Source organism: Rhodococcus sp. 05-2255-1e (assembly GCF_002259025.1).
Taxonomy (GTDB): domain Bacteria; phylum Actinomycetota; class Actinomycetes; order Mycobacteriales; family Mycobacteriaceae; genus Rhodococcoides; species Rhodococcoides fascians.
Map to the genome: position 1 here is coordinate 1 of NZ_NOZE01000041.1, position 2,186 is coordinate 2,186.

A 2,186-nucleotide genomic window follows, 5' to 3' on the forward strand; every position below is an offset into this window, starting at 1 on the left:
CTGAGCGCCTTCGGCTGCGAACGCATCTTCACCGACACCGCGAGCGGATCCACCACCACCCGGCCGGCACTGACCGAACTCCTCGACGTCCTTCTGCCCGGCGACGTGCTCGCCGTCTGGCGACTCGACCGACTCGGCCGCAACCTCCCACATCTCATCGAACTCATCGCAGACCTGAAAACCAGGGGAGTGGCGTTCGCGTCGGTCACCGAACAGATCGACACCACCACCGCCGGCGGAGAACTCACCTTCCACATCTTCGGGGCCCTCGCCAGCTTCGAGCGCCAACTACTCCGCGAACGCACCCACGCCGGCCTCGCAGCAGCCCGCGAACGAGGAAAGGTCGGCGGCCGCCCACCTGCACTCACGGTTACGAAGAAGCGGGAGGCAACGCGAATGCGTAACCAAGGCAACACAATCGGTGACATCGCCGACGCACTCGGGGTCAGCAAACGCACCCTCTATCGCCACTTCGAGAAAGCCGCACACCAAAGCCGGACTGGAGTTTCCAATGACGCCCACTGAGATTGCAGTGTGTTCCCTGATAGTTGCTGTCATCTCACTGGTGGCAACAGTCAGCTTTCAAGTGCACAACGTCCGCAAATCGCGGAGAGAAGTACGCGAAAGAATGCAGCGACACGTCGAAGCTGTGACCGTCTCACCGACGCACATCCAGAGCGCGGGCGAAGGCGTCGTGCGAGCCCAGAGCAGCGTCACAAACCACGGGGACAGACCTATCACAGCCGTAACCTTGTGGGTCGATAGTCAGTACGTCAAGCCTGGTCAAACGCCTTTCACTGGCGCACACACCGTCGAACCCGGAGCGACTCTGAACTACGACGAACTCCTTCTCGCAGAGCCCGATCCCTACCCGGTCGACGGTAACGACAAACTCAGAGCGAACGTCGGCTTCACCGACTCGGACGGCTACGCATGGCAGAAGTGGGCCGATGGGCACTTCCAAAGCCCACTCTGGGTTGGACCGTATCGAGGTCGACTACCCAAACGGCTTATGCGTGTTCCGCTCGTGGCGAAGGCCGAACTCAGGTGGCGGCGACGCCGGCACCGACCACCGACCCGGCAGCAGAGACCTCCGCATCGGCCGACGGGAACGTGAGCGGTCGACGCCGACGTCACCGCCCACCAGAAAGAGGCGGCCCATCCACTCGCTAATCGAACGAATGCTCGAGAAGTGTTGTGTAGCGGCATATATGGAGTACGCACTTGATGTGGGACGGTGCGTCTGAGAGGCGTTGCGCCCCCGGCATGCCGGGTACCCGTAACGGTCAGTCCAGTCTTCCGAAATCCACCCCATTGTCGTCTTCCGACTTGGGCTTCTCGTCGAACGAGTACGCGGCTGGGCCGCGAGATCCCGAACGAAACGGCGAGATTTTGTGGGTATGAGACCCCGCTGTGACAATGATGGTCTTCGGGGTGCTCACCCATTCGATCACTGTGACCGGACCCATTCGCAGCACCGCGAGCTCCTCGCCGTCGACAGTCTGTGCTTTCACCCCGACTGCGGGCGGCAAAGAAGTGATCAGAACCCACCAGGTAGGTCCAGGTGCGTCACCGGGCCACACCTGCTGTTTCAGCTCGAAGGGAAACGACTCCGGATCGGTTGTCGAAAGGTCGGTCGTAGATCCCCAGTCCAGGTCACTGTCGAGGGCAGCGGACGGCACAACGCGCATCGTGTCGTCGTCACTGCGGTACTGCGCGACGAGGCCGGACGCGGGGAGGAGCAACGTGTAGTCGGCCATCTGAACCAGTTCTCCATCCGAAGGTCATGCACAGGTGTGGGATGCGACCACGATCTTGTCGCATCCCACACCTGATTGCTAGAACGAGTGGTCCCCACCGAGTGAGTCGCCGGACAAATGGTCCGCCGGGCGGAACCGGTAGATCGTCGCCTGGCCGGCGGGCGGGCCGTCCCGGTGCGCGACGGGGCTACGCACGTAGAAGTACCAGAAGCCCTGCTGGCCTTGGATGCTCACGCTGACTTCAGCGCGAGCATTGTGGTCGTAGTTGTCGTTGTCGCGCAGAACTGCGCGGCTGGCGCACGAGCAGGACCGCAATCCACCCGGGGCAACCGAACTCTGGTTGCTGTAGATCTTGAAGTCGAGCTCGCTGCCGGCGTCGACGACTCCCTCTGCGCCATTCCACAACGACACCAGGAAGAACGCCGA

General features: G+C 62.3%; 2 protein-coding genes and 1 pseudogene. 1 reads left to right on the forward strand and 2 read right to left on the reverse strand.

Annotated elements, in window-relative coordinates; translation table 11 throughout:
* Positions 1–525 (forward strand): recombinase family protein (locus tag CH262_RS24710; protein WP_256988971.1); only part of this gene is annotated, 525 nt, incomplete at its 5' end.
* A gap of 761 nt (positions 526–1,286) precedes the next feature.
* On the opposite strand, the gene CH262_RS24720 is transcribed toward CH262_RS24710, so the two are convergent.
* Together CH262_RS24720 and CH262_RS27875 are read right to left on the reverse strand one after the other, a co-directional pair.
* On the reverse strand, positions 1,287–1,760 hold the full coding sequence (locus CH262_RS24720; RefSeq protein ID WP_094718681.1) for a hypothetical protein: 474 nt from the start codon (positions 1,758–1,760) through the stop codon (positions 1,287–1,289).
* A gap of 78 nt (positions 1,761–1,838) precedes the next feature.
* Positions 1,839–2,186 (reverse strand): annotated as a pseudogene (locus CH262_RS27875) (hypothetical protein); the annotation flags it as partial.